The sequence below is a fragment of the Streptomyces milbemycinicus genome (genome assembly GCF_002154605.1).
Classification (GTDB): domain Bacteria; phylum Actinomycetota; class Actinomycetes; order Streptomycetales; family Streptomycetaceae; genus Streptomyces; species Streptomyces milbemycinicus.
Genome location: NZ_MUNE01000994.1, coordinates 1 through 835 on the forward strand (window position 1 = coordinate 1; position 835 = coordinate 835).

1 protein-coding gene is annotated in these 835 nt (G+C 69.5%); it reads right to left on the reverse strand.

The window, feature by feature from the left end:
- On the reverse strand, positions 1–835 hold an 835-nt coding region (locus CCN51_RS50105; RefSeq protein ID WP_245881864.1), incomplete at both ends, for a substrate-binding domain-containing protein.

Here is an 835-nt window from a genome sequence, read left to right on the forward strand (position 1 = left end):
GCAGGGCGGGGGCGGCGTGGCGGAAGTACAGGTCGTTGATGGCGACGGAGTAGGTCCACTTGTCCCCGAAGCGCTTGAGCAGGGAGGAGACCTCGTTGATGGAGCGGCTGTTGGCCTCGGGGATGGGGATGTTCTTGTAGTCCAGCAGCTTGACGTCGGAGCAGGTGGCCAGCTCCTTCTTGATCAGCTCGGACTTGTTCCTGGGGAAGTCGGACGTGGTGTCGGTGAATATGACCACGCCCGCGCGGCCGTTGGACCGGGCGATGATCCAGTCGGCGCTGATCTTCGCGACATCCTCGACCCTGGACGTCACATTGCTGAACAGCTTCGGGTCCTTGCTGGGGCCGGGGGCGGTGGTGGCGTGCCAGCCGATCACCGGGATGCCGGCCGCGTCGGCCTGCTGGATCTCCTTGGGGATGATCTCGGGGCCGAAGCCGCTGATGACGATGCCGTCCGGCTTGCTGTCGATGGCCTCCTTGAAGGCTGCCTTGACGCCTGCGGTGGTGCCCTTGCCGTTGAGGATCCGGGCGCGCCAGCCGACGACCTTGGCGGCCTCCCCGACGCCCTGGGCGACTCCGGCGGGGCCGGGGTTGGCCAGGGTGTGCGCGATATAGACGATGGTTTTGCCGCGCACGGCCTTGGGCCCGCTGGTGGGGCCGGTCCAGGGCGCGTCCACGTCCTCGGCCTTCGCGACGGCCCGCTTGGCCTCGGCGAGCACGGTGGGACAGCCGGGTTTGGCGGAGCCCGAACCGGACACGTCGGCGTCGGAATCCGCGTCGCAGCCGGCGGCGGTGGCCACGGCCAGGAGCGCGGCGGCGGTCGCGACCGCCTTGCG